Here is a 22,992-nt window from a genome sequence, read left to right on the forward strand (position 1 = left end):
CCTACTCCTTGGCGACGCGTTTCATGTCCGCATCCATCATCATGCGGATCAAGGTGTCCAGATCGGTTTTCGGCTTCCAGCCCAGTACGCGCTGAGCCTTGGCCGGGTTGCCGAGCAGCACTTCGACTTCGGCCGGGCGGAAGAACGCCGGGTCGATCTTCACGTAGTCGCGGTAGTTCAGGCCGACGTGATCGAAGGCGATGCGGCACATTTCGCGCACGGTGGTGGTGACGCCGGTGGCGACCACGAAATCGTCAGGTTTGTCCTGTTGCAGCATCAGCCACATGGCTTCGACGTAGTCACCGGCAAAACCCCAGTCGCGTTTGGCGTCGATGTTGCCCAGGGCCAGTTCCTGCTGCTTGCCCTGCTTGATGCGGGCCGCGGCGTCGGTGACCTTGCGGGTGACGAACTCGATGCCGCGCAGCGGCGATTCATGGTTGAAGAGGATGCCGCTGCTGGCGTGCAGGTCGAAGCTTTCGCGGTAGTTGACGGTGATCCAGTGGCCATAGAGCTTGGCCACGCCGTAGGGGCTGCGCGGGTAGAACGGGGTGTTCTCGTCCTGTTGCTTGGCCTGGATCAGGCCGAACATTTCGCTGGTGGAGGCCTGATAGAAACGCGTGTGCGGGCTGAACTGGCGGATCGCTTCGAGCAGGTGGGTCACGCCCAGGCCATCGACGATGCCGGTGGTCACCGGTTGATTCCAGGACGCGGCGACAAAGCTTTGCGCGGCAAGGTTGTAGACCTCGTCCGGGGCTGACTTGATGACTGCGCGCTGCACCGAGCAGGCGTCAGCCATGTCGCCATCGAGGTACTCGATGTCGGCTTCGACGCCCATCTCGCGCAGGCGCCAGCGCGAATCGCTGCTGCGCCGGGCAACCAGGCCGTGAACCTTGTAACCCTTGTCGAGCAACAGTCTGGCCAGATAGGCGCCGTCCTGACCGGTGATCCCTGTGATCAATGCACTTTTCATTCTTGTTGTACTCGCTGCTCCCAGTCGGACAGGATCGCCCGCAGGGATTGTTGTGTTGTGATTTCAGGCGTCCATCCTGTGGTTTGGGTCAGTCGTGCGTGACTGCCGCAAACGCGACGCTGATCGGCACGACGCATGCGTGCCGGATCCTGAACCAGTTGCACCTGGACCTGCGCCAGATCGCTCAGCTGTTCGATCAGACTGCGGATGCTCTGCTCGCGGCCCGAGCAGATGTTGTACACCTGCCCCGGCGTGCCTTTTTCCAGCAGTGCGAAATAAGCCGAGAGCACATCGCCGACATCGAGGAAGTCCCGCGTGACGTCAATGTCGCCGACTTCCAGTTGCGGGGCTTGCAGGCCCTGTTTGATGCGGTTGATCTGGCGCGCAGCGCTGGCGATGACAAAGCTGTCTTTCTGCCCGCTGCCGATGTGGTTGAACGGCCGCGCCACCAGCACCGGCCAGCTTTCGCTCAAGCCCCATTGCAGGCTGAGAAATTCTGCCGACAGTTTGCTCACCGCGTAGGGATTGCGCGGGCAGGGCGGTTGTTGTTCGGTGATCGGCAGGGCGGATTCGGCGACCTGGCCGTAGACATCGCCGGAGCTGACGTACAGGAACGTGCCGGCAAAACCGCGAGCCTTGAGGGCCTGTAACAGATTGAGGGTGCCGAGCAGATTGATCTCGAGGGTGCGGGCCGGATCGCGGAAGGCTTCGGGAACAAACGTCTGGCCGGCCAGATGAATCACCGCGTCGGGCAATTGCGGCCACAGGTCGACGAGACTGTCCGGCACCGTGAGGTCGTAGGGCGATGCGCCAGGCAGCAGCTGCCATGTCGAATCAGGCGACGCCAGACGCGACTGGATATGTTGCCCCACGAATCCACCCAGCCCCGTGACGAACAGACGCTTTTTCAAACCGCGACCCCTTGGTCTTGAATCTTCGCCATTTCCCACAGCCTCTATGGGCGTGTCTGTCAGAACGCTGGTAAATACCGGTCGGACATCGGGCGAAGTCATTGTTGTAGTTGTTTGGTTGCCAATCTGTGCCAATTACGCAGCAATTTCAACAGGCCAAACCGTGACTGGTCAGTTCTCGTCAGAGTAGCCTGATTTATTCTCGCCGGGTGGTTCGCGAATCCTCGACGGATGTGTTTAGAATGCCCCTCGTCGCGTTCTCCCGGTGTTGTTCAGCGTTACTGCAATCCCGGTTGCAACCGACCACTAAAACAAGAACAAAGACGGGCCCGAAGACGCAGGACGAGTGCCGGCATGCCGACCACGATCCAGCGCTTGGCCGTCATGGATTGAAGCGGCCGGGATGGCGACTTCATCGTGGGATGCCATGAATTTCATTCTTTACTCGGACGTCAACGACAGCTCCATCAGCCAGAGTCTCGGGCGTCCCGAATACAGTTATTACTTCGTGCTCAAGGCCTATCGTCCGGTGCTGGAAAGCCTTGGGCGGGTGCATGTGGTGTCCTCCAGCGCCGACGTCGATCCGCTGTACCGCCAATTGCGCGCGGCCGGCGAAGACAGCCTGTTTCTCTCCTTCACCCCGCCGCAGAAAACCCCGACCGACCTTGAATGCCCGACCGTCTGCGTGGTGGCCTGGGAGTTCGACTCGATCCCCGATGAGCAATGGGGCAATGACCCGCGTCAGGACTGGACGCAGATGCTCGCACGTCAGGGCCGGGTCATCACGTTGTCGAGCCATACTGCGCGGGCAATCCGCCGGGCCATGGGGGATGACTTCCCGGTGCTGGTACTGCCGACGCCACTGTGGGAAAACTTCGCTGCCATCCGCGCACGTCACGTCAGTGAGCCGGTCAATCCCGGCACAACGCTGGCGATCAAGGGCTGCGTGTTCGATAGCCGCACGCTGGGCTTGTCTGCCGATGCGCTGATTCCGATACCGCCGACTGCCGAGGAAGAGGCAGCGCTGGCTGCGGAAATCGAGGCTGCGCGTCCGCCACCGCTGACCCTCAAGCGGCGCTTTGTGATTGCCCGCCACTACCTGCGTCTGTGGGTTCTGGATTCAGGCCGCGAGCAAGTACCGGCGGTGCCACGCGTGATGTTTTTGCATCACTGGTACTGGGAAGGTGTGCGCGATCTGCTGTCAGACAAGGCGCATGCCTGGCTCGAACAGCGTTTGCCGAACATCGCCGGCGCCCCCGCCGTGCCGGTCATCGAACCTGCGCCTCTGGATTTGCCGGACACCTCAGCGGTTGTCGAAACCCGTGTCGATGGCGTGGTCTACGTCAGCGTGTTCAACCCCAGGGACGGCCGCAAGAACTGGCACCACATCGTCACCGCGTTCTGCTGGGCCTTTCGCGACAAGCCCGACGCTACGCTGGTGCTCAAGATTACCCATAACGATCTGACGTCCTACTACAGCGAATTGATGACCCTGCTTGCGCAGTTGTCGCCGTTCGCCTGCCGGGTGCTGGTGCTGCACGGTTACCTCGACGACGGGCAATATGCGCGGCTTTACGAAGCCGCCAGTTTTTACGTCAACGCCTCGCGCTGTGAAGGCCTGTGCCTGCCGTTGATGGAGTTCATGTCCAGCGGTAAGCCGGTGATCGCGCCGGATCACACTGCGATGGAAGACTATATCGACGATTCGGTGGCGTTCGTGGTCGAGTCCAGCGAGGAACTGACCATCTGGCCGCAGGACAGCCGCCTCATCTATCGCACGCTGCGCCACCGGCCGGACTGGGGTTCACTGAAAAACGCCTACGAAAACAGTTATCGGATGGCCAAGGCTCAGCCGCAGGATTATCGGCGCATGTCCACGGCCGCGGTCGAGCGCATGCACCAATACTGCGCTTTCGCGCCCGTGCAGCAACGTATGGCGGACTTCTTCGGGCTGGTTGCACACACGCCGCAGGCTGTGTCAGTGACGGATAACGCCTCATGCTGATCATCATTCATTCGGAAACCAACCAGCACACCATCGCGCAGAACCTGGGACGCTCGGAGTACAGCTATTACTTCGTGCTCAAGGAATACCGGCCGGTACTCGAGCGGCTCGGGCGGGTGGTGGAAGTGCTCGATCCGCAGACCGAAGTCGACGCGCTCTATCGGGAGTGCGCCGCCCGGGGCGAGCCGTGCGTGTTCCTGTCGTTCTCGCCGCCGCACCGCACGCCGCTGAACCTGGCGTGCCCGACGCTGCCGGTGTTCGCCTGGGAATTCAGCACCATCCCCGACGAGCCGTTTGCCGGTGAGCCGCGCAACGATTGGCGCACCGTGCTGCGCGCCTGCGGTGCGGCGATCACTCATTCCAGCTACACGGTCAATGCCGTGCGCGAGGCGATGGGGGCCGATTACCCGATTGTCGCGGTGCCGGCGCCGGTGTGGGATCGTTTTGCCGCACGCGGTGCGCAGTTGCCACGCGAGCCACAGGCGGGCCCGCTGCGCCTGAAGATCAAGGGCCTGGTGGCCGACAGTCGCCAGCTCGACCTGAACGCGTTCGCTCCGCTGCAGCTGCGCAGCGGCGTCGGCATTGATTTTGCGGCCCTGGTGACCGAGCAGGAGTTGCTGCTCGACGGCGTGGTCTACACCTCGGTGTTCAACCCCGGCGACGGGCGCAAGAACTGGCAAGACATGCTCAGTGCATTTTGTGTGACGTTCCGCGACAACGATGACGCGACGCTGGTGCTCAAGCTCACCCACCATGATGCCGAATTGGCGATGAGCGACATCCTCCATCACCTGTACAAGAACCAGTCCTATCGCTGCCGCATCGTGCTGATCTATGGCTATCTGGCGGATGCCGATTACGAACGACTGGTGCAGGCGACCCGCTACGTGGTCAACACCTCTTACGGCGAGGGCCAGTGCCTGCCGCTGATGGAGTTCATGTCCTGCGGCAAACCGGCGGTCGCCCCGCGCACCACGGCGATGATCGATTACCTGAGCGCCGACAACGCCTTCCTGATCGACTCCACCGATGAACTCACTGCCTGGCCGCACGACCCGCGCAGTGCTTTCCGCACTTTGCGCTACGTGACCAACTGGGCGTCGTTGTGCGTGGCCTATCGCGCCAGCTACGAGGTGGCCAGACACGATCCGCAACGGTATGCGCAGATGGCAGCGCAAGCGATTAACAGCCTGCAGGGTTTCTGCAGTCAGTCAGTGGCCGAGCAGCGTTTACAAATGTTTCTGACGCAGTTGTTCGACCGCCTGCCTGCCGCCCATGTAGAGATTTCCGGGGCATGAGCAGCAAACGGATCATGGACATCGAAGTGCTGCGGGCAATCGCGGTGCTTGGTGTGCTGTTTCATCATTTGCAGGGCAGCCTGTTCACCGATCCGGTGCCTCTGCTGGGAAACATTCACGCCTGGGCGCAGTCGTGGTGGGGCGTCGATCTGTTTTTCGCAATCTCCGGATTCGTTATCGCCCGCAGCCTGATCCCGGCGCTGCGAGCTTGTACGACCCGGCAGGAATACTGGGCGCAGACGCGTAACTTCTGGCTGCGACGGGTATTTCGTCTGTTGCCGTCGGCGTGGTTGTGGCTGGCGTTGATGCTGCTGGCCTGCGTGTTTCTCAACCGTTCCGGGGCGTTCGGCACCCTGCACGCCAACTTGCAGGCGACATTGGCCGGGGTGTTGCAGTACGCGAACTTCCGCTTTGCCGACAGTTTCTTTAACTACGAATACGGCAGCAGCTTCGTCTACTGGAGCCTGGCGCTGGAGGAGCAGTTCTACCTGTTGTTCCCGCTGCTGATTCTGGTGTGCCGCAGACACCTGGTCTGGGTATTGCTGGCGCTGGTGGCGGTGCAATTGTTCACCCTGCGCACGCCAATGCTGATGGTGGTGCGTACCGATGCGCTGGCCCTCGGCGTGTTGCTGGCGATGTGGAGCGTGCAGCCGGGTTATCAGCGCTGGCAGCCGACGTTCCTGCAGCGGCCATGGGCCGGCGTATCGACGCTGATTTTGCTGGCACTGTTGCTGAGCTACATGGCCACCGACCGCTTCACCTTTTCCTCTTACCGCATCGGCTCGATTGCCGTACTCAGCGCGCTGCTGGTGTGGATCGCCTCGTACAACCGCGATTACCTGCTGCCGGCCGGTGGTCTGCAACGGTTGATGGCGTGGATCGGCAGTCGGTCCTACGGCATCTACCTGATCCATATTCCGGCCTATCTGCTGGTTCGCGAGCTGATCTTCCGCTTGCAAAGCGCCGGTCTGCCGAACCCGGCCGGGCACCCTGTACTGACCATCCTGCTGGCGTTCGGCCTGATCGTGCTGCTCAGTGAACTCAATTACCGCTTTATCGAAATGCCGATGCGCAATCGCGGCGCTGCGCTGGTGCGTCGCCTCGATACTTCGCGAACCGCCGTCCCATCCTCTGGAGCCACCTCATGCTGAGCCTTTTGAAGAAACTCAGGGCAGCGTCGCCTGCGCCGGTCCCCGCGCCGTCTGCTGCGGACAAAGTCGACCCGTACATGCTCGGCCTTTACGACGCGAAGCTCAGCGGCTGGTTCAACCAGGAGACCGACGAGCTGTTCACCGGGTTCCGGGTGAGTGCTGACGACATCCTGCTTGATGTGGGGTGCGGGGACGGTGGCAACGTGTACTTTTGCGGCATGCGTGGGGCGAAGATCATCATTGCCGACATCGACGGTGCCAAGGTTGAGGCTACTCGCCAGCGCCTGAGCGATACGCCGGCGCGTGAGATCGAATGCCATGTCACCGACTGCAACCCGCTACCGATCGCCGACGCCACCGCCACTCGGGTGGTGTCCACCGAAGTGATTGAACACGTCGACGATCCGGCGCAATTTCTCGCCGAGCTGGTGCGCGTCGGCAAGCCGGGCGCGTTGTACCTGCTGAGTGTGCCGCACCCCAGTTCCGAAGACCTGCAGAAGGACATTGCCTCGCCGGAGTATTTCCAGAAGCCCAATCACATTCGCATCATCAGTGAAGAACAGTTCAAGGCAATGGTCAGCGATGCCGGGCTGGAGATTATCAGCCACAGCCAGTACGGCTTTTACTGGTCGATGTGGATGCTGCTGTTCTGGGAGGCCAAGGTCGATTTCAGTAACCCGGATCACCCGTTGCTCGAGCATTGGGCCAACACCTGGCAAACCGTGCTCGACTCGCCACGCGGCGCGCAGATCAAGCAGGCGCTGGATGCGGTAGTGGCGAAAAGTCAGGTGATCATTGCCCGCAAGCCTTGAGCGGTTTGTGTAACCTTGCAGCCTGATGTCTCAGGGATCTGCAAGGTATGCGCGTTATCGTCGGCTTGTCGGCCATGCTGGCTGTGTTGTTGCTCTGCGCCTGTGAACGACAGGATGCAGCGCCGCTCGATCAGCAGCTCTACGTCTGGCAGCGGCATTGGACGCCGGCTCATGAGCTTGCACTGAAAGACAGTCGCGGCGACTTTTCGACGCTGCGGGTGCTGGCGTTGCAGGCCTTTCCGAATGCCGGATGGAGCCGCGCGCGCATCGATCCGGCGTTGCTCAAACAGGATGCTCGGCCGTTGATTGCGGTGATCCGTCTTGACGGCCAGCTCAAGGCGCTCGACGAGCAACAAGTCACGGCACAGATCCTTCAGGTGCTGGCGGACTGGCAAGGGCAGGGGCTGACCCTGAGCGGCATCGAGATCGATCACGACGCCGGGAATGCGCGTCTGCCGGCCTATGCCGAATTCCTTCTCCATCTGCGCGGCGCATTGCCGGCCAGCCTGCCGCTGAGCATCACTGCGTTGCCGGCCTGGCTCGACAGTCCGCAACTGCCGGCGCTGCTGGCAACTGTCGACAGCAGTGTGCTGCAGGTGCATGCGGTCAGCGATCCGCGTCGCGGTCTGTTCGACCCCGAGCAGGCGCGGCGCTGGGCCGAGGCTTGGGGGCGGGTAACCGACAAACCGTTTTATCTGGCACTGCCGGCCTACGGGGTGGCGCTGTTGCCCGATGCTGACGGCGCCCCGGTGGTGGAAAGTGAAGTGCCACTTGAGCGCGGCGGACAACGGCGCGAATTGCTCGCCGATCCGCAGCAATTGAGCCGACTGGCCAAGGAGTTGCGGGAGGATCGCCCGGCGCATCTGGCCGGTCTGCTCTGGTTTCGCCTGCCGCTGGTCAACGATCGTCGCGCCTGGAGCCTGAGCACGCTGCGTGCCGTCGCCCGTGGCGAAGCATTGAGCAGTCAACTGAGCCTGACGCTCAGCGAGAGTAATGGCCTCTATGACATCGCCCTCAACAACCGCGGTAACCTCGACAACGCCTGGCCCGCACGCATCAGCGTGAAGGCGCGCGACTGCGAAGGCGCCGACGCGCTCGCCGGTTATGCGTTGCAACAAGGCCCGGATCTGCTTACCTTCACCCGCCAGCGCGACGGTCGTCTGCCGGCGGGCGGACAACGCGCCATCGGTTGGGCGCGCTGTGCATTTATTGATCAAGGAGGTTCGCATGTTGACCCGTAACTGGCCCCGCCATCTGCTCTGTCTGAGCCTCAGCCTGCCGCTGGGTTCGGCGCTGGCCTGCGGCCCGGACTTCCCGATGCGCCTGCTCGACAATCGCGGGCAGACCCTGGCCGAGCTGCCGGAGGGCAACTTCAACTTTGAGCTCAGCCGCCTGGGCAAAGCCATCCCCGGGCTGAAGAACGTCACCGCGGCGACCTACAACCCCAACGATTTTTACGCTGAACCGACCGAGCCTGCCAATCAGCGTGACAAGGCCGAGCAGGCCGGTCTCACAGCCGAACAGCAAGCGCTGGTCAAACAGCTGCGCAGCCTGACCGACGCGCATCAGGTCGATGTGCAGGGCGCCAGCCTGCCGGCGGAGATTCGCCTGTACCTGGCCGGTGCCGTGGCGTTTGGCGCGGGCGACTATCAACTGGCGGTCGAGTATTTCCGCCAGTTGCTGGCGTTGCCAGCCGAGCAACGGCCGTTGCGCAGCACTTGGGCGGCTTACTCGCTGGGCCGTGCGTGGGTGGCCAGAAGTACCGAGGCCAACAACGCCATCGATGCACTGGAGCAGGCACGAGATGCCTTCCGCCAGGCTCGGCAGCTGAGCATCGACGGTTTCAGTGACCCGTTGGAACTGGGCGTCGCCAGCCTCGGCGAAGAGGCGCGGGTACTGCGCACTTCGGGCGATTGGGCCGGCGCCATCGAATTGTATGAAGCGCAGAACCTGCACGGTTCGGCGGTGGGCAATACCTCGCTCAAGCTGCTGATGAATGATCTGGCGCAGTTGCCCGAGGAGCAACTGGCGAAGTTGCTCGAACACCCTTCGGTGCAGCAACTGGTCACCGCCTCGTTGATCAGTCGTCAGGGCTGGTCATTCGGCGATGAGCCGCCAAACCAGAAGAAACTGGTCAAGCTCCTGCAGAACAGCACCCGCGGCAGTTTCGACAACGCCGACCGGCTGGCGGCGGTCAATTATCAACAGGGCGATTACACCAACGCCAAGGCCTTTCTCGAACACGCCGGTGACGGCGGCCTTGCGTGGTGGTTGCGGGCCAAACTGGCGGTGCGTGACGGCGATAAAAATGCCGCGGCTGCCGCCTATTCCAAAGCCGCGCAGGCCTTTCCGCAGACCGAGGATTGGGGCTATCGGCGCACGCAGGACTGGGACTTTGAAACCGTTCAGCCCAAATGCCGGGTCGAAGGCGAGAGCGCGATCCTGGCGCTGCAACGCGGTGAATACCTGCAAGCCTTTGTTCAGTTGTACCGCAGCAACAACATCTATTGGTTCGACGCCGCGACAGTGGCCGAGCGAGTGCTGACGGTCGATGAACTGAAACGCTACGTCGATGACAACGTGCCGGCACCACCGCCGCTGACCCAGCAGGAGCGCGACAACTATGTGCAGTTGCCGGTTGCCGCGAGCCTGCGCAATCTGCTGGGCCGTCGTCTGTTGCGTGAGGGGCGCTATGAAGAAGCGGTCGGCTACTTCGACAACCCCGACCTGCAAAACAAAGCGAAACTCTACGGCCAGCAGCGTCTGAAAGCCGACAGCGCCTGGTGGCCGACCAAACGCGCCAGTGCGTTGTACAACGCTGCGTGGACGGCTCGCGAGTGGGGTATGGATATTCTCGGTTACGAGATGGCACCGGATTACGCCACGTTCGGCGGCAACTACAGCCTGGAAAACGCCGCGCTGAAAGTCGGGCCGCTGGTGGCTGAAGACGAAGTCAAACGTCAGCAAGCCAGCGAAGCCAAGCCGGACGAGCGTTATCACTACCGCTTCGTTGCCACCGCGCTGGCCAGTCGTGCCGCCGACAACCTGCCGCACACCAGTCAGGCGTTTGCTGCCGTGTTGTGCAACGCCGCCGGTTGGAACAGCAGCCTGCAGGAGCAGAGCGATCTCTATGAACGCTATGTGAAGGAAGGTGCGTACGTGCCGTGGGCGGTGGATTTCGGTCATCAGTGCCCGTACCCGGACTTTGAAAACGCCGACAAGCGCTACGTCACCCAAGTCACCGATGCCGCGCGTTCGGCACTGCGCCCTTACAAATGGCCGGTGCAGATCGGTGGGGCGGTGCTGGTGGTCGGCGTTGCGTTGTTCCTGATCACTCGTCGGCAACGCCGGGCGGCGCGCAAAGACTAGGCCTGTTGCACAAACGTCAGGCGCAGGGCGAAGCCGATCAACAGGCTGCCGAACAGCCACTGTTGCAAGCGTTGGGCCGAGGGACTGCGTTGCAGCCAGCGGCCCAATGCGGCGCCGATCAGCGCGTAGGTCGAGTCAAACAGCAGCCCGGCAGCCACCAGCAACATGCCGAGGATGGCGAACTGCGTCAGCACCGGGGCACCGTCGGCGACGATAAATTGCGGAAGCAGCACCGAGCAGAACAGCAGCGCCTTGGGGTTGAGCAGATTGGTCAGCAAGCCACGGCGGATCGCTTCACGCCATTGTCCGTGGACGTCGGTCACACCGGCGGCGTTCAGGTCCGGCAGCAAGGTGCTGCGCAGGCATTGAATGCCGATCCACAGCAGATAGGCCGCCCCAGCCAGGCGCACCACGTCGAACGTCCACGGCGCGGCTTTGAACAGCGCCGCCAGTCCCAACGCCGCCAACGCGACATGACATCCCCGAGCAATCGCCAGGCCCACCGCGGTGGCCAGCGCGGCGCCGCGGCCCTGCCGGGCACCGGTTTGCAAGAGCAAGATCATGTCCGGCCCAGGCAACAGATACACCACCGCCAGCGCCAGAAAAAACATCCACATACCTGCCATGCTGCCGTCCTTTCGTTGTCGATTCGGTCGGCTCAGTCTATGGCCGAAGGGTGGAGCAGGTGCTTGCGTAGTCGGCTTCAAAATGGGTCATTATTGGCATAACCTGCTTTCTTTTTTCGATCTGACCATCAGGATCTGCTAAACATGAAACTCGACGCCTTCGACCGCAAGATTCTCGCCGCCCTGCAACGGGACGGACGCCTGAGCAACGTCGAGCTGGCGGACGAGATCGGCCTGTCGGCGTCACCGTGCCTGCGCCGGGTGCGGATGCTGGAGGAGGCCGGGGTGATTCGCGGCTACCAGGCCAACCTCGATCGCGATGAAGTGGGACTGGGGCTGACGGTATTTGTCGGGGTCAAGGTCGAGCGCCACAACGATGAACAGGCCGAAGCCTTTTATGCGGCGGTGACGGCACTGCCGGAGGTGATCTCGGCGTTTCTGGTGTCGGGGGAGTCGGATTTTCTGTTGCAGGTGGTGGTGCCGGACTTGCGCGCGTATGACCGCTTTCTCAGCGGCTGCCTGCTGAAGCTGCCGGGGGTGAGTGACATTCGCAGCAACTTTGCGATTCACACGGTGAAGACGCCGGGGGCGTTGCCGTTGGGGCATCTTCCGGATTGAAACCGGGTGGCCTTCATCGCGAGCAGGCTCACTCCTACAATTGATCGCGCTCCCCTGTAGGAGTGAGCCTGCTCGCGAAAGCGGTCGTCCGGTCACCCAAACTTTTGCTGACTACATCTGTGTCGCCATTCCTTCGACGTTCATCGCCGCCTGACGCAGCGCCTCGGAGCGGGTCGGGTGCGGATGGCAGGTCAGCGCGATGTCTTCGGCCGAGGCACTGAATTCCATGGCCACGCAGTACTCACCGATCATTTCGCTGACGCTCGGGCCGACCAGGTGCACGCCGAGGATTTCGTCCGTGCGTTCGTCGGCAAGGACCTTGGCGAAGCCTTCGGTCTCGTGGTTGATCTTCGCCCGGCTGTTGGCGGTGAACGGAAACTTGCCGACCTTGTAGGCGCGTCCTTCGGCCTTGAGCTGTTCTTCGGTCTTGCCGACGCTGGCCAGCTCCGGGCGGGTGTAGATGACGTTGGGAATCAGGTCGTAGTTGACCTCGCCGGCCTTGCCAACGATTTGTTCCACGCAGGCCATCGCTTCGTCTTCGGCCTTGTGCGCGAGCATCGGGCCGGATGTCACGTCGCCGATCACCCACACGCCGGAGGCTTCGGTGCGGTGCTGGCGGTTGGCGAGCATGCCGCGCTTGTCGGTGCTCAGGCCGACGTTCTCCAGGCCCAGACCTTTGGTGTACGGGCGCCGGCCGATGGCGACCAGCACGTAGTCGGCTTCCAGTAACTCGGCGCTGCCACCCGCTGCAGGTTCGACGCTGAGCTGTACGCCGCTGGCCGAAGTCGTGGCGCTGGTGACCTTCGAACTCAACTTGAAGCTGATGCCTTGCTTGCTCAGCGAGCGCTGCAGGGTTTTGCCGGCCTCGCCATCGACGCCGGGGCAGATGCGGTCGAGGTATTCGACCACGGTCACCTGGGCGCCGAGACGGCGCCAGACCGAACCCAGTTCCAGGCCGATCACCCCGGCGCCAATCACCACCAGATGCTTGGGCACTTCGCTCAGCGACAGCGCACCGGTGGAGTCGAGGACGCGCTGATTGTCGATCTCGACGCCGGGCAGGGGCGTGGGTTCGGAGCCGGTGGCGATGATGATGTCCTTGGCGCTCAGCTCGGTCTTGTTGCCTTGATCGTCGCTCACCGTGACTTTACCCGGGCCATCGATGTGGCCCCAGCCCTTGATCCAGTCGACCTTGTTTTTGCGAAACAGAAACTCGATGCCTTTGGTCAGGCCGCTCACGCTCTCGTCTTTCTGTTTCATCATTTGCGCGAGGTTGAGCGTGGGTTTGACCTCGATCCCGAGGTTGGCGAATTCGGTACCCATGGCCGCGTCGTACAGCTCCGAAGCATGCAGCAAGGCCTTGGATGGCATGCAACCGACGTTCAGGCAAGTGCCGCCGAGGGTGGCGCGGCCTTCCACGCAAGCCGCCTTCAGGCCCAACTGGCCGGCGCGGATCGCCGCGTTATAACCACCGGGGCCGCCGCCCAGAATCACCACGTCATAGTTGCTCATGCTGTTACTCCAGGTTGGGAATACGGATCGCTAAAAGTAGTAGTCGAATAAAATTACGAACGTAATATGTGCATTTCCGGACATTTCGGTCAAGGCTTCAGGCAAGCGACAGGTTGGACATCTTTAGATAAGTGCATTTGTGTACGAATATTTCACGCTTTTCGTTATATCGTAACGAATGGGCGAATGAACCAATGGCTTTGGGGTGATATGCAAGTCGATCTGGATGTCGATGGCACGCAAGTGACCGGGTTGCCGCGCTTTCAACAAGCGGCCACGCAGGGGCGGCGATTGCGTTGCCTGGCCATCGGTCTCGGCGCGTTGGCCGGGGCAGGGTGGGTGCTGGCGCTGTTTGTCGAGCTGTTTGCCGCGCAATCGATTTGGCCGGCGTTGCTGATGAATCTGGGCGCGGCGTTGCTGGTGCTGGTCGCTGGCCTGCAGTCGGCGTGGTGGGTGACGCAATGGCGTGCGCGGGTCATGCACCCGGTGGCGCAGGAACCGCTGAACGAGGTCGAGCAAACGGCCCCTGATGGCTGGTACGAACGGCTGCTGGAGCGTTTGGGTCAGCGCGGCCTGCACCTGCTCGGTCAGATCGGCGCGGCCGCGTTGTGGCTGGGTGGCTGGTCAGTGCTGATAGTGCTCAGCATCGAACAGGTGTGGAATCTCGCGTTGCCGGCCGCGACCGTCGGTTTATCGGCCACGGTGGGCGCAGCGCTGATGTTGCTGTTGGGTTTCGGCTTGCTGGTGCTGGAGCGGCAACTGGCTCAGGAAACCCCGGCGCAATGGCCGGAAGCCGGAAACCTCGCACAATTGACGCGGGTGGCGATCATCAGTCTGGTGCTGGGCGCATTGTGTCTGCTGTTCGCCAGCGAGGCTTCGGTGTGGCCCGTGCGCCTTGCGGTATTGATTGGAATCTTGCCGGGACTGGTCGCGATCGAGTTGCTATTGCGCGCAGTCCTGTCGGTATTCAGCCCTCGTCGCGAGCAGCTCGAACCGACCCTGCTGGCACGCAGTTTTGTCGCTGACATGCTGCGCTGGCCGCCGCAGCCGCTGCTGGCCTTGCAGCACGAATTGCACAATCGTTTCGGCATCGATCTGCGCCAGATCTGGGCGTTCAGTTACATGCGCCGCGCCTTTCTGCCGGTGCTGGCGCTGGTCGCTGCCGTTGGCTGGATGCTGACCGGGATCCACGAAATACCGCTGCAAGGGCGCGGTATCTACGAGCGTTTCGGCAAACCGCTGCAAGTGTTCGGCCCCGGATTGCACGCTGGGTTGCCGTGGCCGTTGGGCCGTGTATTGAGCGTCGAGAACGGCGTGGTGCACGAGTTGGCAACCAGCGTCGGCGATGTGCCTGCGCCGACCCAGACCGAGCCAGCCGAAGGCCCGGCGCCGATGACTGCCAACCGCTTGTGGGATGCCAGCCACGTCAACGACAAATCCCAGGTGATTGCCAGCAGCCGTGGCGATCAGCAGAGCTTTCAGATCGTCAACATGGACGTGCGCTTCGTCTATCGCATCGGCCTGCGGGATCAGGATGCCTTGGCGGCTACCTACAACAATGCCGATGTACCGACGCTGATCCGCAGCACCGCGAGCCGGATTCTGGTTCACGATTTTGCCTCGCGCACCCTCGACGGTTTGCTCGGTGCCGACCGGGTAGGGCTGGGCGAGGAAATCGGCCACGCGGTGCAAAACGATCTGCAGCAACTCAACAGCGGCGTGGAAATTCTCGCCACGGTGGTCGAAGCGATTCACCCGCCCGCCGGTGCTGCCAATGCTTACCACAGCGTGCAAGCGGCGCAGATCGGCGCCCAGGCGTTGATCTCCCGTGAGCGTGGCGCGGCGGCCGAAGCCAGTAATCAGGCGCAATTGCAGGCCAGTCTCGCCCGCGATCAGGCCAGTGCCAGCGCCCGTGAAATCAACGCCACAGCGCAGGCGGCGGATCTGAAGTTCAGCGCTGAACAGAAAGCCTACGCCAGCGCCGGCCAGGCATTCGTGCTGGAACAATATCTGAGTCAGCTCAGCCTCGGCCTGAGCAAGGCCAAACTGCTGGTACTCGACCACCGTTTAGGCGGCAGCAGCAATGCGCCGACCATCGACCTGCGTACGTTCACGCTGCCGGCTGATCCGACGCCCGCGCGCACCCCCGCTCAACCAGGAGTTGCCCCTTGAGCCAGTCGCACACTCACGATTCCCATGACCACAGCGGCCACGAACACGGTCATGCCGGCCACCATCATCATGGGCATCATCACCATCACCACGGTGCGCCGGAAGAGGCCGGGCCGTTCCCGTGGCGGCGGATGGGCTGGGCGCTGTTGCTGGTGGCGTTTGCCATCGCTGCGGCAAGCCTGGTGCAGGTGCGCTCGGGCGAGGCGACCGTTATCACCCGTTTCGGCAATCCGTCGCGAGTGTTGCTTGATCCCGGTTTGAGCTGGCGTTGGCCGGCACCGTTTGAGGCGGCGATCCCGGTGGACCTGCGCCTGCGTACCACCTCCAGTGGTTTGCAGGATGTCGGCACCCGCGATGGTTTGCGCATCATCATTCAGGCTTACGTGGCGTGGCAGGTGCAGGGCGACCCGGACAATGTGCAGCGTTTCATGCGCGCGGTGCAGAACCAGCCGGACGAAGCGGCACGGCAGATTCGCACCTTTGTCGGTTCGGCGCTGGAGACCACCGCCAGCAGTTTCGACCTGGCAGATCTGGTGAACACCGATGCCAGCAAAGTGCGTATTGCCGATTTCGAAGCGCAACTGCGTCAGCAAATCGACCAACAGTTGCTCGCCACTTACGGTGTGCGCGTGGTGCAGGTGGGCATCGAACGCCTGACCTTGCCTTCGGTCACGCTCACGGCCACGGTTGATCGGATGCGCGCCGAGCGTGAAACAATCGCCACTGAGCGCACCGCCATCGGCAAGCGTGAAGCCGCGCAGATTCGTTCCGCCGCCGAGCGCGATGCGCGAATTGTGCAGGCCGATGCCACGGTGAAAGCGGCAGAAATCGAAGCGCAGTCGCGAGTCGAAGCCGCGCAAATCTATGGCCGTGCCTACGCTGGCTCACCGCAGCTTTACAACCTGCTGCGCTCGCTCGATACCCTCGGCACCATCGTGACGCCGGACACCAAGCTGATCCTGCGCACCGATGCCGCGCCATTCCGTGTGCTGGTGGACGGTCCGCCGAATGTTGAAAACAAATCCGGATCGCAGCCATGAGTGATGAAGTTCCACGTGGAACACATTCGCTGAGCAGTCCGTGGATTCAGGCCGGACGCCTGGCGTTTTTCGCCTTGTACGCAGTGACCGTATTGGCGGCGTTGGCTTGGGCGTTTTCCAATGTTCGGCAGATTGATCCGCAGAATCGCGCGGTGGTTCTGCACTTTGGCGCACTGCAGCGCATCCAGAATGCCGGCCTGTTGTTGGCCTGGCCGCAGCCGTTCGAGCAAGTGGTTTTGCTGCCAGCGGCGGATCGGGTGATTGAGCGCCGAGTGGAGAATCTGCTGCGCAGCAGTGAGGCGATCAAGGCTGATCGCGTTGCGACTTTCGCCACACCCTTGAGTGATGCGCTGGCCGGTTCCGGCTATTTGCTGACCGGCGACGCCGGCGTGGTGCAACTGGATGTGCGGGTGTTTTACAAAGTCACCGATCCCTATGACTTCGTATTGCAGGGCGACCATGTGCTGCCGGCACTGGATCGGCTGGTCACGCGCAGCGCTGTGGCCCTGACCGCCGCACGGGATCTGGATACGATTCTGGTCGCTCGACCGGAGTTGATCGGTGCCGACAATCAGGCCGCTGAGCGCCGCGAACGCTTGCGCGGTGATCTGGTGCAAGGCATCAACAAGCGTCTGGCTGAATTGAAGGCGAGCGGGCAGGGCATCGGCATCGAAGTGGCGCGGGTTGATGTTCAATCGAGTCTGCCCGACCCGGCCGTCAGCGCGTTCAATGCCGTTTTGACCGCCAGCCAACAAGCCGACAAAGCCGTCGCCAATGCACGCACCGAGGCGGAAAAGCTCACCCAGACCGCCAACGAGCAAGCTGACCGCACCCTGCAAGTGGCCCATGCGCAGGCCGGTGAGCGGCTGGCGAAGGCGTCGGCCGACACCGCCACGGTGCTGAGCCTGGCCAAGGCGCAGCAACAGGGCACCGACCCGCAGATGCTGCTGCGGCTGTACCGCGAACGTATGCCGAAGATTCTCGGGCAGGCCGGTTCCGTGACCACGGTCGATCCGAAAGACGATTCCCGCCTGATCATTCAGGGAGCCAGTAAATGACCGCGACCACTGCCGCACCGAGCCTGTTGTCCTCGGCCGAACAGCGCCGCGCTGCACGGCAATTGACCCTGGCGATGCTCGCCCTTGGCTTGCTCGGCCTCGGTCTGATCTGGCGTTGGCTGGTGCCGGAGCAAACCGGTGTCAGTCAGTTGCTGCTGGGTTTCGCCTCCTTGTTAGTGGCGGTGCCGGTGATGCGCTCGGCGTGGTACAGCCTGCGTTATCCAAGCCTGCACGGCATCACCGATCAACTGATTGCTCTGGCGATGCTCGGTGCGTGGGCGACCGGCGATCTGCTGACGGCGGCGTTGCTGCCAATCATCATGATCTTCGGCCATGTGCTGGAAGAGCGCAGCGTGATCGGCTCGCAGGAAGCGATTCATGCTCTCGGCCAATTGACCCGCAGCCACGCGCGCAAGATTCAGGCGGACGGCTCGATCATCGAAGTCGATAACGGCACGCTCAAACCCGGCGACACGGTCGAGGTGCGTGCAGGAGATCGGGTGCCGGCGGATGGCCGAGTGCTGTTCGGTCAGGCCAGCCTCGACACGGCGTCGATCACCGGCGAATCGGTCCCGGTGGAAACGGCGGTGGGCATGACGGTGTTTGGCGGGGCGATCAACCTCGACGGCTTGCTGCGCATTGAGGTGACCCGTACCGGCGATCAATCGACGCTGGGCAAAGTCATCGCGCTGATGCAGAACGCCGAACGCTCGAAGCCACCGATCACCCGCCTGCTTGAACGTTATGCCGGCAGCTACATGGTGCTGGTGTTGCTGTTGGCGGCGGTGACCTGGTTTGTCACTAATGACGCGCAAGCGATGCTCGCGGTGCTGGTGGCGGCCTGTCCCTGTGCCTTGGTGCTGTCGGCACCGGCCACGGCGATTGCCGGAGTGGCGGTGGCGGCGCGCCACGGCATTCTGATCCGCAGTTCGGCGTTTCTCGAAGAACTGGCGGACCTCACCTCGTTGGTGGTCGACAAGACCGGCACCCTGACTTACGGCACCTTGCGTCTGCAATCGATCAACAGCCCGCGTCTGCAACAGTCCGCGGTCATGGCATTGGCGGCCAGTCTTGGCGCGGCCAGCAGTCATCCGGTCAGCCGGGCACTGGCGGGGCTGGTCAGTCAGGAGCAGAGCTTGCCGCTGACGGACATTCACGAGCGTCAGGGCCTCGGGGTCGTGGCCATGACCGCGCAAGGCGAGGCGGCGCTGGGGCGTCCCGAACTGTTCGCGCAACTGGGCATCGTCACGACGACCGTTCCCGAGCACGATGGGCCGATCGCCGGGTTGGCGCTGAATGGCGAGTTTGTTGCCTGGTTGTTGTTGGCCGATAGCGTCAAACCGGAAGCGCGCTTTGCCCTCAATGAATTGCGTGAACTGGGTCTGGGTCGCCAACTGCTGCTGACCGGCGATCGCCAGAGTGTCGCCCAGACACTGGCCCGCGAAGTCGGCCTGCAAGAGGTGGAAGCCCAAGCGCTGCCCGAGGACAAACTCAACCGCGTGCTCAAGGAAATCGACAACGGTTTCCGGCCGATGGTGGTGGGTGACGGCATCAATGATTCGCTGGCGCTCAAGGCCGGTGTGGTCGGTGTAGCGATGGGCGCCGGCGGTGCCGACATCGCGCTGGCCTCGGCAGATATCGTGTTGATCGGCAGCGACCTGCGCCGCCTCGGCACCTGTGTGCGGCTCAGTCGCCAGTGCCGGCGCACCTTGCAGGTCAATGTGATCATCGGTCTGGGCTGGACTCTGGCGATCGTGGTGTTCGCGGCATTCGGCTGGCTCGGCGCGGCGGGGGCAATGATTGCCGCGCTGCTGCACAACCTCAGTACGCTGCTGGTGTTGGGCAATGCCGGGCGTTTGCTGCGGTTTCAGGAGCCATTGCTCAAACTCAAGGATGATCACTGAAGCGAGGTTCATCGAACTGTGCGCCGAATGGACAGTCATCTATGGAAGAGGGCGCACACTTCTTTGCCGTTACCTGGGCTGAAACGTGGGTGCATGACGGCATGTTGGAGCGTCTGGAACGATAGTGTCGGCTAATTAAATCGATAGCCTGCTATTTTTCAAGGATGGTCTACCCTCAGATCTGACGTCTGAAACAAGGGGGATTTTCCATGCTCGCGCAACTTCCACCAGCCTTACAGAATCTGCAGCTTCCGCTTCGCCTGCGGCTCTGGGACGGCCATGAATTCAATCTGGGTCCGGCGCCCAGCGTTACCATCGTGGTCAAGGACCCGCAGATGGTCAGCCAGCTCACGCATCCAAGTCTCGACGCGCTGGGGGCGGCGTTTGTCGAAGGCAAGCTTGAGCTGGAAGGCTCGATCAGCGAGGTCATCCGGGTCTGCGACGAATTGAGCAGCGCCTTGCTCAATGAGGACGACGATGCACAGCCTGTGCGTTCGGTGCACGACAAGGAAACCGACGCCAAGGCCATTTCCTATCACTACGACCTGTCCAACGCGTTCTACCAGTTGTGGCTGGACAGCGACATGGCGTATTCCTGCGCGTATTTCGAAACCGGCAGTGAAACCCTCGAACAGGCACAACAAGCCAAGTTCCGGCATCTGTGTCGCAAGCTGCGTTTGCAGCCGGGCGATTACCTGCTGGATGTCGGTTGTGGCTGGGGTGGTCTGGCCCGTTACGCGGCGCGTGAATTCGGCGCCAAGGTGTTCGGCATCACCCTGAGCAAGGAACAGCTGGAACTGGCCCGCGAGCGCGTCAAGGCCGAGGGCCTGGAAGACCAGGTTGAACTGCAATTGCTCGACTATCGCGATCTGCCGCAGGACGGGCGTTTCGACAAGGTGGTCAGCGTCGGCATGTTCGAACACGTCGGCCACGCCAACCTCGCTGAGTACTGCAAGGTCCTGTTCGGCGCGGTGAAGGAGGGCGGTCTGGTGATGAACCACGGCATCACCGCCAAACACACCGATGGCCGTCCGGTAGGCCGCGGCGCCGGCGACTTCATCGAGAAATACGTGTTCCCCAACGGCGAGCTGCCGCACCTGGCGATGATCTCGGCCGAGATCAGCGAAGCCGGACTGGAGATCGTCGACGTCGAAAGCCTGCGTTTGCACTACGCGCGCACACTCGACCATTGGAGCGAGCGCCTGGAGGACAACCTCGAAGCCGCCGGGAAACTGGTGCCGGATCAGGCGCTGCGCATCTGGCGGCTGTATCTGGCCGGGTGTGCCTACGCGTTCGCGCGTGGCTGGATCAACCTGCACCAGATTCTTGCGGTGAAGGCGCATCCGGATGGCAGCCATGAACTGCCCTGGACTCGCGACGACATCTACCACCCTTGATGCCTGAACCATGCCCTCTCGCTCGGAGAGGGTGATGGGACTTGCTAGAGAATCGGTGAAATGAGCCGGGCGATCCGCATGCCGAGCTGTTGCAGGCGGTGGACTTCCCGGCTCTCTTCTTTGGCGACTTCGTAAGCCTGCTCGAAGTCTTCGTTGAGCATCTGTTCTACGCTGGCAGCGAACTCGCAGTCGACGGTCAGCAGCATCACTTCGAAATTCAGCCGGAATGAGCGGTTGTCCAGATTGGCGCTGCCGATGGCGCTGATCTCGCTGTCGATCAACACCACTTTCTGATGCAGGAACCCCGGCTCGTAGCGGAACACCCGCACGCCGGCGCGCACCGCTTCGAACGCATAGAGGCTGGAAGCGGCGTAGACGATGCGGTGATCGGGGCGCGATGGCAGCAGCAGGCGCACATCGACGCCGCGCAGCACCGCCAGGCGCAACGCGGCGAAGACGGCCTCATCGGGAATGAAGTAAGGACTGGTGATCCACACCCGCTCGGTCGCGGCGTGGATTGCTTCGACGAAGAACAGCGAACAGGTTTCGTAGGCATCGGCCGGGCCGCTTGCCAGCAACTGGCAGAGCACGCCGTCCTCCGGGTAAACGTCCGGCAGGATCAGCGGCGGCAACGTGCGCGCGGCCCAGAACCAATCCTCGGCAAACGACTCCTGCATGCAGGCCACCACCGGGCCGCGCACTTGCACGTGGGTGTCGCGCCATGGCGCCAGTGGCGGCTTCTCGCCCATGTATTCATCGCCGACGTTATGCCCGCCGACAAAGCCGAGCACGCCATCGACCACGACGATTTTGCGGTGGTTACGGAAATTTACCTGGAAGCGATTGAGCCAGCCGCTGCGCGTGGCGAAGGCTTTGACCTCGATACCGCCATCGCGCAACGCCTGCACATAACTGTGGGGCAGGGCGTGGCTGCCGATCCGGTCGTAGAGCAGATGAATCGCCACGCCCTCAGCCGCTTTCTTCAGCAACAGATCGCGCAGGCGCTGCCCGAGGCGGTCGTCATGGATGATGAAAAACTGGATCAGTACGGCTTCGCGCGCTTGATCGATTGCCTGGAAAATCGCCTCGAAAGTGGCGTGTCCATTCACCAGCAGCTGCACTTCGTTGTTTGCCAGGCACGGCATGCGCCCCAGCTTGGGCATGGCGCGTAGCGAGGCATAGGCTTTCGACGCGCGGGCGGTGAGCGCTTCTTCCACCCACGGGCGCCAGTTCAGCTCGGATATCGCCTGGCGCATCTGTTCGTTGGCCTGACGGCGCGCCTTGATGTAACCGTCGAAAGTGCTGCGGCCGAACACCAGGTAGGGTATGAGGGTCAGATAAGGAATGAAAATAAGCGACAATGCCCAGGCGATCGAGCCTTGGGCGGTGCGTACCGTCAGCACCGCGTGGATCGCGGCGATCAAGCCGAGGCTATGTATAAGAGCGATCAGATAACCGAAAATGTGCGGTCCAAAATAATCCATGGGGCAACCTTGCTCCTGAAGATTCAATGCGTAACAGACCATGTTCCGGGGCGATTGTCGCTATTTAATTGGCGCATGAACCGAAGCAATCGGCCGGCGTCTAACGGCCACTACTGATCAGGAGTTTTTCGATGAACGTTCGTCTGCTGGGTTTGGCACTGGGCCTGGGTTTGGCAATGCCAGTGATTGCGCAGGCACAAATGCTGCAGCCGGGGCTATGGGAAATGACCTCGAGCAACGTCAAGGTCGATGACCAGCCAATGGATGTGCAGTCGATCCTCGGTCAGTTGCAAGGCCAGATGACGCCGCAACAGCGCGCGGCGCTGGAGAAGAACGGAATCAACATCGGTGGCAAGGGCATCCGTGCCTGCCTGACACCGCAGCAAGTGGCGACCAACGATATTCCGCTGGCCGATCCGCAGTCGGGCTGCAAACAGCAGATCACCGAGCGCACCGGTAACCAGTGGAAATTCCGCTTCAGTTGCCCGAAAGCGCAAGGCACCGGTGTCGCGACGTTTGTCAGTGATCGTGAGTTCACCACCGTGGCCAACGGCACGTTCAACGCCATCGGGATCAACCAGAAGGGCAGCCTGGAAACCCGTGCGGTGTGGTTGGGTCAGGATTGCGGCACGGTGAAGCCAAGAGCTTAAAAGCTTCGCGAGCGA

Annotated in this window: 18 protein-coding genes; 13 read left to right on the plus strand and 5 right to left on the minus strand. The window is 62.3% G+C overall.

Annotated elements, in window-relative coordinates; genetic code table 11:
* Position 1: 1 nt before the first annotated feature.
* A complete protein-coding gene (gmd, locus tag LCH64_RS16085) occupies positions 2-970 on the minus strand; it encodes a GDP-mannose 4,6-dehydratase (RefSeq protein ID WP_226500724.1) in 969 nt (322 codons plus the stop codon).
* Positions 967-1,881 (minus strand): GDP-mannose 4,6-dehydratase, encoded by a 915-nt coding sequence (locus LCH64_RS16090; protein WP_003229752.1) that lies wholly within the window; start codon positions 1,879-1,881, stop codon positions 967-969. The genes gmd and LCH64_RS16090 overlap by 4 nt, the downstream gene beginning before the upstream one ends.
* Before the next feature lie 427 nt (positions 1,882-2,308).
* On the opposite strand from LCH64_RS16090, the gene LCH64_RS16095 reads away from it, so the two are divergent.
* The 6 genes from LCH64_RS16095 to LCH64_RS16120 are packed head-to-tail and all read left to right on the plus strand — an operon-like array spanning position 2,309 to position 10,516.
* Complete coding sequence (locus LCH64_RS16095; RefSeq protein ID WP_226500725.1) at positions 2,309-3,886, plus strand: glycosyltransferase; 1,578 nt, start codon at positions 2,309-2,311, stop codon at positions 3,884-3,886.
* Positions 3,880-5,184 (plus strand): glycosyltransferase, encoded by a 1,305-nt coding sequence (locus tag LCH64_RS16100; RefSeq protein WP_226500726.1) that lies wholly within the window; start codon positions 3,880-3,882, stop codon positions 5,182-5,184. The genes LCH64_RS16095 and LCH64_RS16100 overlap by 7 nt, the downstream gene beginning before the upstream one ends.
* A complete protein-coding gene (locus LCH64_RS16105; RefSeq protein ID WP_226500727.1) occupies positions 5,181-6,335 on the plus strand; it encodes an acyltransferase in 1,155 nt (384 codons plus the stop codon). Before LCH64_RS16100 ends, LCH64_RS16105 begins: the two co-directional genes overlap by 4 nt.
* Positions 6,329-7,147, plus strand: a complete 819-nt coding sequence (locus LCH64_RS16110) for a class I SAM-dependent methyltransferase (RefSeq protein ID WP_003229744.1) — start codon at positions 6,329-6,331, stop codon at positions 7,145-7,147. Before LCH64_RS16105 ends, LCH64_RS16110 begins: the two co-directional genes overlap by 7 nt.
* Before the next feature lie 47 nt (positions 7,148-7,194).
* A complete protein-coding gene (locus tag LCH64_RS16115; RefSeq protein ID WP_226500728.1) occupies positions 7,195-8,388 on the plus strand; it encodes a DUF3142 domain-containing protein in 1,194 nt (397 codons plus the stop codon).
* Positions 8,375-10,516 (plus strand): hypothetical protein, encoded by a 2,142-nt coding sequence (locus tag LCH64_RS16120; protein ID WP_226500729.1) that lies wholly within the window; start codon positions 8,375-8,377, stop codon positions 10,514-10,516. The genes LCH64_RS16115 and LCH64_RS16120 overlap by 14 nt, the downstream gene beginning before the upstream one ends.
* On the opposite strand, the gene LCH64_RS16125 is transcribed toward LCH64_RS16120, so the two are convergent.
* Positions 10,513-11,142 carry a LysE family translocator gene (locus tag LCH64_RS16125; RefSeq protein ID WP_103484018.1) on the minus strand — a complete coding sequence of 210 codons (630 nt, stop codon included), beginning with the start codon at positions 11,140-11,142 and terminating at the stop codon, positions 10,513-10,515. The two genes, LCH64_RS16120 and LCH64_RS16125, sit on opposite strands and share 4 nt — an antisense overlap.
* 144 nt (positions 11,143-11,286) lie before the next feature.
* On the opposite strand from LCH64_RS16125, the gene LCH64_RS16130 reads away from it, so the two are divergent.
* Positions 11,287-11,760 carry an Lrp/AsnC family transcriptional regulator gene (locus LCH64_RS16130; RefSeq protein ID WP_103522514.1) on the plus strand — a complete coding sequence of 158 codons (474 nt, stop codon included), beginning with the start codon at positions 11,287-11,289 and terminating at the stop codon, positions 11,758-11,760.
* 111 nt (positions 11,761-11,871) lie between these two features.
* Here LCH64_RS16130 and lpdA read toward each other — a convergent pair whose 3' ends face one another.
* Positions 11,872-13,272, minus strand: coding sequence for a dihydrolipoyl dehydrogenase (gene lpdA, locus LCH64_RS16135; protein ID WP_226500730.1), 1,401 nt, complete (start codon positions 13,270-13,272; stop codon positions 11,872-11,874).
* A gap of 210 nt (positions 13,273-13,482) precedes the next feature.
* Between lpdA and LCH64_RS16140 the strand changes: the two genes are divergently transcribed.
* From LCH64_RS16140 to cfaB, 5 genes are all read left to right on the plus strand, one after another.
* Positions 13,483-15,444: a protease modulator HflK gene (locus LCH64_RS16140; RefSeq protein WP_226500829.1), complete on the plus strand. Its 1,962-nt coding sequence runs from the start codon at positions 13,483-13,485 to the stop codon at positions 15,442-15,444.
* Positions 15,441-16,484: a protease modulator HflC gene (locus LCH64_RS16145; RefSeq protein ID WP_003229732.1), complete on the plus strand. Its 1,044-nt coding sequence runs from the start codon at positions 15,441-15,443 to the stop codon at positions 16,482-16,484. The genes LCH64_RS16140 and LCH64_RS16145 overlap by 4 nt, the downstream gene beginning before the upstream one ends.
* Complete coding sequence (locus tag LCH64_RS16150; RefSeq protein ID WP_103484020.1) at positions 16,481-17,542, plus strand: protease modulator HflK; 1,062 nt, start codon at positions 16,481-16,483, stop codon at positions 17,540-17,542. The genes LCH64_RS16145 and LCH64_RS16150 overlap by 4 nt, the downstream gene beginning before the upstream one ends.
* A complete protein-coding gene (locus LCH64_RS16155; protein WP_103484021.1) occupies positions 17,539-19,446 on the plus strand; it encodes a heavy metal translocating P-type ATPase in 1,908 nt (635 codons plus the stop codon). Before LCH64_RS16150 ends, LCH64_RS16155 begins: the two co-directional genes overlap by 4 nt.
* A 209-nt stretch (positions 19,447-19,655) precedes the next feature.
* Positions 19,656-20,843, plus strand: coding sequence for a C17 cyclopropane fatty acid synthase CfaB (gene cfaB, locus LCH64_RS16160; protein WP_003229726.1), 1,188 nt, complete (start codon positions 19,656-19,658; stop codon positions 20,841-20,843).
* A gap of 44 nt (positions 20,844-20,887) precedes the next feature.
* Here the strand turns inward: cfaB and cls are convergent, their stop codons facing one another.
* A complete protein-coding gene (cls, locus tag LCH64_RS16165; protein ID WP_226500731.1) occupies positions 20,888-22,327 on the minus strand; it encodes a cardiolipin synthase in 1,440 nt (479 codons plus the stop codon).
* 131 nt (positions 22,328-22,458) lie between these two features.
* Between cls and LCH64_RS16170 the strand changes: the two genes are divergently transcribed.
* On the plus strand, positions 22,459-22,977 hold the full coding sequence (locus LCH64_RS16170; protein WP_003229722.1) for a DUF3617 domain-containing protein: 519 nt from the start codon (positions 22,459-22,461) through the stop codon (positions 22,975-22,977).
* Positions 22,978-22,992 lie beyond the last annotated feature (15 nt).

The organism is Pseudomonas sp. MWU16-30322, assembly GCF_020515535.1.
GTDB classification, from domain to species: domain Bacteria; phylum Pseudomonadota; class Gammaproteobacteria; order Pseudomonadales; family Pseudomonadaceae; genus Aquipseudomonas; species Aquipseudomonas fluorescens_H.